At 68.3% G+C, this 6,084-nt stretch carries 6 protein-coding genes and 1 riboswitch; of the genes, 3 read left to right on the top strand and 3 right to left on the bottom strand.

The features are described 5' to 3' along the window. Positions 1-128: 128 nt before the first annotated feature. Positions 129-704: an ABC transporter substrate-binding protein gene (locus tag HV824_RS22380; protein WP_176418265.1), complete on the bottom strand. Its 576-nt coding sequence runs from the start codon at positions 702-704 to the stop codon at positions 129-131. A 238-nt stretch (positions 705-942) separates the two neighbouring features. Between HV824_RS22380 and metK the strand changes: the two genes are divergently transcribed. Next, entirely contained in the window at positions 943-2,133 is a 1,191-nt protein-coding gene (metK, locus tag HV824_RS22375) for a methionine adenosyltransferase (protein ID WP_176418266.1), read from the top strand. Positions 2,134-2,296: 163 nt separating this feature from the next. Here metK and ahcY read toward each other — a convergent pair whose 3' ends face one another. Beyond that, a complete protein-coding gene (gene ahcY / locus HV824_RS22370; protein WP_176418267.1) occupies positions 2,297-3,727 on the bottom strand; it encodes an adenosylhomocysteinase in 1,431 nt (476 codons plus the stop codon). A gap of 91 nt (positions 3,728-3,818) precedes the next feature. Next, positions 3,819-3,892: riboswitch (S-adenosyl-L-homocysteine riboswitch) on the bottom strand. A gap of 86 nt (positions 3,893-3,978) precedes the next feature. Next, entirely contained in the window at positions 3,979-4,461 is a 483-nt protein-coding gene (locus HV824_RS22365) for a YchJ family protein (protein ID WP_176418268.1), read from the bottom strand. A 114-nt stretch (positions 4,462-4,575) separates the two neighbouring features. Between HV824_RS22365 and HV824_RS22360 the strand changes: the two genes are divergently transcribed. Beyond that, positions 4,576-5,469 (top strand): undecaprenyl-diphosphate phosphatase, encoded by an 894-nt coding sequence (locus tag HV824_RS22360; RefSeq protein WP_176418269.1) that lies wholly within the window; start codon positions 4,576-4,578, stop codon positions 5,467-5,469. An 18-nt stretch (positions 5,470-5,487) separates the two neighbouring features. Then, the gene (locus tag HV824_RS22355; RefSeq protein WP_176424184.1) at positions 5,488-6,081 is read left to right on the top strand and encodes a CoA pyrophosphatase; all 594 of its coding nucleotides are present in this window, start codon (positions 5,488-5,490) and stop codon (positions 6,079-6,081) included. Positions 6,082-6,084 lie beyond the last annotated feature (3 nt).

Below are 6,084 nucleotides of genomic sequence, written 5' to 3'. Positions count from 1 at the left end.
CTGCACGGGGGCGGGGTCGGTCATCGGCCAGGCACGAAGGGAGGGGTGACTCTACGCGATGCGCGGACCCCGCGAAAACAGCGGGGCGGCCGGGAAGCCTGGTGGCCCGGCCGCCGGGCAGGTGCGGGCTACTTCTTCTTCACCTTCGCCAGCTCCGCGCGCATGCGCTCCAGCAAGAGGTCCCAGCCGCCCTTCGCCATCAGCGGCTTCACCTGCGTGTCCCGGATGTCCTGGAGCATGGACGAGCCCAGCACCGTCACGTCCACGACCTTCCAGGCGGCGGCCTCCTTCACCAGCCGGTACTTGAGCTTCATCTCCTGCGTCTTCAGCGGGTGCTTGATGAAGACGGTGGAGGCCACCGTGGCCTCGGCGCCCTGCACCTGGGAGGGCTCGTAGGTGATGGTGTCCAGGTTCTTGAAGTTCTCCCGCACGCGCGGGAAGGCGATGTTCGCGAAGAGGTCCTGGAACAGCGTGACGAACTCCTTGCGCTGCGCCTCGGTGCCCTCGGCCCAGTTGTCGCCGAGCAGGAACTTGCCCTGCTCCTCGCTGCCGAAGTGCTTGAGGGCCAGGGCGTCGCGCTCGTAGCGCACGGACTGCACCACGGTCTTCACCGGCTTGGCGACGGGGTCCTGCTTCGCGGCGAGCGCGGGGAGGGCGACGGCGAAGGTGGCCAGGAAGGCGAGGGTACGGTAGCGGGCGTTCATGTCGGGCTGTTCCTCCAGAGCGGATGCGCGGACGTCTGTTAGCCCAAGGGAACGTCCGGCGCCTCGCGAAATTCATGCGGAGGCGGAGAGCGGCCATGCGGCCGTCGCCGCCGGGACGCCGGGTGCTGGCGGATTCCGAAAAGTTGAATGATGCGGCCCGCTTGCGCGTTTGACTCCTCTAGGACGCCACGTTTAGTGTCCGGCTTTCGCGCACTGTCAGCGCAGCCTCTGAGACGACATGCCTACCGACTTCCTGTTCACGTCTGAATCCGTCACTGAAGGCCACCCGGACAAGATCGCCGATCAGATCTCCGACGGTGTGCTGGATGCCATCATCGCCAAGGACCCTCAAGCGCGCGTCGCAGTGGAGACGCTCGTCAAGACGGGCCTCGCCATCGTCGCGGGTGAGGTGACGACGAACTGTTACGTGGACATCCCGAAGATCGTCCGCGGCACCATCTGCCGCATCGGGTACACCGACAGCGCCATGGGCTACGACGGCAACACCTGCGGCGTCATGGTGGCCATCGAAGGCCAGAGCCAGGACATCGCCCGGGGTGTCGACAACAAGAAGGACCAGGGCGCCGGCGACCAGGGCATGATGTTCGGCTTCGCGTGCGACGAGACGCCGGAGCTGATGCCGGCCCCCATCCACTACGCCCACGCCATCACCCGCCGCCTGGCGGACGCGCGTCGCAAGCAGCACCCGTGGATTCGCCCGGACGGCAAGAGCCAGGTGACGGTGGAGTACCGCGACGGCCGCCCCGTCCGCATCGACGCGGTGGTGGTGTCCACGCAGCACTCCGATGAGGTCTCCAACAAGAAGATCCAGGAGGCCATCCGCGAGGACGTCATCGCGAAGGCGCTGCCCAAGAAGCTCATCGACAACAAGACGAAGTTCTTCATCAACCCCACCGGCCGCTTCGTGGTGGGTGGCCCCATGGGTGACTCCGGCCTGACGGGCCGGAAGATCATCGTGGACACCTACGGCGGCATGGGCCGTCACGGTGGCGGCGCGTTCAGCGGCAAGGACCCGTCCAAGGTGGACCGCTCGGCCGCGTACATGGGCCGGCACATCGCCAAGACGGTGGTGGCCGCGGGCTTGGCCCGGCGCTGCGAGGTGCAGGTGTCCTACGCCATCGGCGTGGCCGAGCCCGTCAGCGTCATGGTGGAGACCTTCGGCACCGCCACGGTCCCGGAGGAGCGCATCGCCCTGGCCGTCCGCAAGACGTTCGGCCTGCGCCCGCGCGAAATCACCGAGTACCTGAATCTGCTGCGGCCCATCTACCAGAAGACCGCCGCCTACGGGCACTTCGGCCGTACGGAGAAGGAGTTCTCCTGGGAGCGCATCGAGGAGAAGAAGGACGCGCTGCGGGATGCCGCCAAGGGCGCCACGCCCTCGGGTGGCCGCCGCCTGAAGGCCGTCTGAGTCAGGGCGCTTCGATTCGGGCCTCACGCCGCCTCGCCGGCGCGTGAGGGCCCGCAAGCACACGGGCCGCTTCCCAGGGAGGGAGGCGGCCCGTGGTGCTTCAAGGCTCCGGCAGGGCGGGCCCTCGCCCCGGGACAGGCGGGCGAGGGCGACAGCGGACCGCTTAGTAGCGGTAGGTGTCCGGCTTGTACGGGCCGGAGGTCTTCACGCCGATGTAGTCGGCCTGCTCCTGGCTCAGCTCGGTGAGCTGCGCGTTGAGCTTCTTGAGCTGGAGGCGAGCGACCTTCTCGTCCAGGTGCTTGGGCAGCACGTACACCTTGCCGACCTCGTAGTTGGCGCTCTGCGAGTACAGCTCAATCTGCGCAATGGTCTGGTTCGCGAACGAGCTGGACATCACGTAGCTGGGGTGGCCGGTGCCGCAGCCCAGGTTCACCAGCCGGCCCTTGGCCAGCAGGATGATGCGCTTGTTGTCCGGGAAGATGACGTGGTCGACCTGCGGCTTGATCTCCTCCCACTGGTACTTCTCCAGGGCGGCGACCTCGATTTCGTTGTCGAAGTGGCCGATGTTGCAGACGATGGCCTGGTCCTTCATCTTCGCCATGTGGTCGTGCGTGATGACGCCCTTGTTGCCGGTGGCCGTCACGAAGATGTCCGCCTTGTCCGCGGCGTAGTCCATGGTGACGACGCGGTAGCCTTCCATGGCCGCCTGGAGCGCGCAGATGGGGTCGATCTCCGTCACCCACACCTGGGCGGACAGCGCGCGCAGCGCCTGCGCGGAGCCCTTGCCCACGTCGCCGTAGCCCGCGACGACGGCGATTTTTCCGGCGACCATCACGTCCGTGGCGCGCTTGATGCCGTCCACCAGCGACTCACGGCAGCCGTACAGGTTGTCGAACTTGCTCTTCGTCACGCTGTCGTTGACGTTGATGGCGCGGAACAGGAGCGTGCCCTTGGCGGACATCTCCTGGAGGCGGTGCACGCCCGTGGTCGTCTCCTCGGTGACGCCCAGAATCTTCGCGCTCTTGCGCGTGTACCAGGTGCCGTCCTCGGCCAGCTTCGCCTTGATGGCGGCGTACAGCTCGCGCTCTTCCTCGCTCTGGGGGTTGGCCAGGACGCTGGCGTCCTTCTCCGCGCGCTTGCCCAGGTGCATGAGCAGCGTGGCGTCACCGCCGTCGTCCAGAATCATGTTCGGACCTTCGTGCTCGCTGCCCGCGGGGCCGAAGTCGAAGATGCGGTGGGTGAAGTCCCAGTACTCCTTGAGGGACTCGCCCTTGTGCGCGAACACGGGCGTGCCGACCTTCACCAGCGCGGCGGCGGCGTGGTCCTGCGTGGAGTAGATGTTGCACGACGCCCAGCGGACCTCGGCGCCCAGCGCCTGGAGCGTCTCCACCAGCACGGCCGTCTGGATGGTCATGTGCAGCGAGCCCGTCACGCGCGCGCCCTTGAGCGGCTGCGTCTTGGCGTATTCCTCGCGGATGGCCATGAGCGCGGGCATTTCGCTCTCGGCGATGCGGATTTCCTTGCGGCCCCAGTCGGCGAGCGACAGGTCGGCGATGGCGTAATCCTGCTTCTGGGACTTGGTTGCGGCGGTCATGGCAATGGCTCCTGGTCCAGCGGGCGCGGCGCCCCGGGCTCGGGAATGGTCGGTGTGGATGCTGCGACGACTCACCCTCGCAAGAGACGCGGACAGGTGAGCGCCGTTGGGTGATTCCGCTTCGAGCCTGGGGCCGGTTCCGGCCTCGCAGCGCTCCTCGAAGTCAGCGGGGAACCTACGAAAAGGGCCCCTTCATTTCAACGGGAGACTGCCGCCTCCCAGGGCGGGCGGACAGCCTGCTCCATCCACTTTCAGACGCCCACCTGGCGAGGGAACGTGGCGAGCGTGAGGGACTCGGGTGGGACGGAGAGCGCCTTGGGCGCCAGCGCCGTGCCGGACAGGTAGCGCCAGCCGGCGCCGTCATGGCGGAAGTCGGAGCGCTCCACGAAGGAGCGGTCCTTTCCCTTCTCGAACACCTTGGCGAAGAAGAGCACCTGCGCCAGCCCGTCCCCGTCCGGTGCCCGGCGGTCCATCACCACCAGCTTCGGGTACTGGTGCGCCTGGGCGAAGGCGCGCAGCTCGCGCAGGACCTCGTCCTGGGGGCGCGCGCGGTCGGGGTGGCTGGGGTGCAGCGTCTTCCATAGCCAGTCCACCTCGCGCAGGGCGAAGGCGCTGTAGCGGCTGCGCATGAGGCGCTCGGCGTCGGGCGGCTCGGCCTCGCCGCGGTGGAAGGGCGCGCAGCACTCGCGGTAGCGCAGGCCGGAGGAGCAGGGACAGAGGGGGGCAGGGGGCATGGTGCGGTCCGAGCCTACCCGTCCCGCGCGGGCCGTGGGTGTTCGTGCGTACAGAGGCGGTGGAACACCCTTGCTGGGCGGGGAGAGCGGGCATACATCCGGGAGCCGCACCCTATGAGCCTCCTCGAAGCCATTGTCCTGGGTCTGGTCCAGGGTCTCACGGAGTTCCTCCCCATCAGCTCCACGGCGCACCTGCGCATCGCGCCGGAGCTGTTCGGCTGGAGGGACCCGGGCGCGGCGTACTCGGCGGTCATCCAGTTGGGCACGGTGGCGGCCGTGCTCATCTACTTCCGCAAGGACATCGTGTCGCTGGTGGCGGCCTTCTTCCGGGGGCTGGCGCGGCGCGAGCCCTTCGGCACGCTGGAGGCGCGGCTGGCGTGGTTCGTCCTGGTGGGCACGCTGCCCGTGGGCATCGCCGGGCTGACGCTGAAGAAGTTCATCGAGAACGAGTTCCGCTCGCTCTACGTGATTTCGGGGAGCCTCATCGTGCTCGCCCTCATCCTCTTCATCGTGGAGAAGCGGGCCTCGCACCAGCGGACGCTGGCGGACATGCGGTGGAAGGATGGCATCCTCATTGGCATGTGGCAGGCGCTGGCGCTGATTCCGGGCGCGTCCCGCTCTGGCACGACGCTGACGGGCGGCCTGTCGCTGGGCCTCAAGCGCGAGGACGCGGCGCGCTACTCGTTCCTGCTGTCCATTCCGGCCACCACGCTGGCGGGCGTCTTCGAGCTCAAGCACCTGCTGGAGGCGCAGACGCGGCCATCCGCCATGGCCCTGTGGGTGGGGACGCTGGTGGCCTTCGTGTCGGGCATGGCGGCCATCGCGTGGCTGCTGCGCTTCCTGCGCACGCGGACGACGCTGGTGTTCGTGGTGTACCGCGTGGCGCTGGGCGTGCTGCTGCTGGCGCTGCTCCAGACGGGGAAGCTGCGTCCGATGTCGGGCGCGGAGAACGTGGAGGTTCCGGGTGAGCCGGGGACGCCGCCGGTGGAGAAGCAGCTCACCGACTAGCGTGAGAGGACGTGGGCCGTGAGTGTGGACGCGCTGTTCCAGACACTGGAGTCACGGCTGTCCTCGCGGCCGGCGCGTGAGGTGCACCTGCCGGGGTGGACCTTGCGGGAGGCCTCGGTGCTGGTGCCGGTGTTCGAGCGGGACGGCGTGCCGCACGTGCTCTTCACGCGCAGGCCCGCGACGCTGCGGACGCACGCGGACCAGTACAGCTTCCCGGGGGGAGGCAGGGACCCGGAGGACGCCACGCCCCTGCACACGGCGCTGCGGGAGACGGAGGAGGAGCTGGGCATCGACCGACGCGGCGTGCGGGTGCTGGGCATGCTGGATGAGGTGCCCACGATTTCGCAGTACCGGGTGCGACCCTTCGTGGGGGTGATTCCCGGGGACGGGAAGTACCGGCCGAGCCCCGAGGAGGTGGCCTTCATTCTGGAGGTGCCGCTGTCGGGCCTCTTGGACCCGTCCATCCTCCGCGTGGAGCGGAAGGAACTCCTGGGGGCGGAGCGGGACCTGTACTTCTACACGTATGGGACGCACGTCATCTGGGGGGCGACGGCGCGGATCCTGCGCGACTTCCTGAATTATGTAACGCAGGCGCCTGGCGGGCTGAGGTAGGGC

This window comes from Myxococcus sp. AM009 (genome assembly GCF_013372605.1).
Lineage (GTDB): Bacteria > Myxococcota > Myxococcia > Myxococcales > Myxococcaceae > Myxococcus > Myxococcus vastator.
Note: the sequence above shows the minus strand (reverse complement) of the source record. Positions and strands in the feature narration are given on the sequence as shown.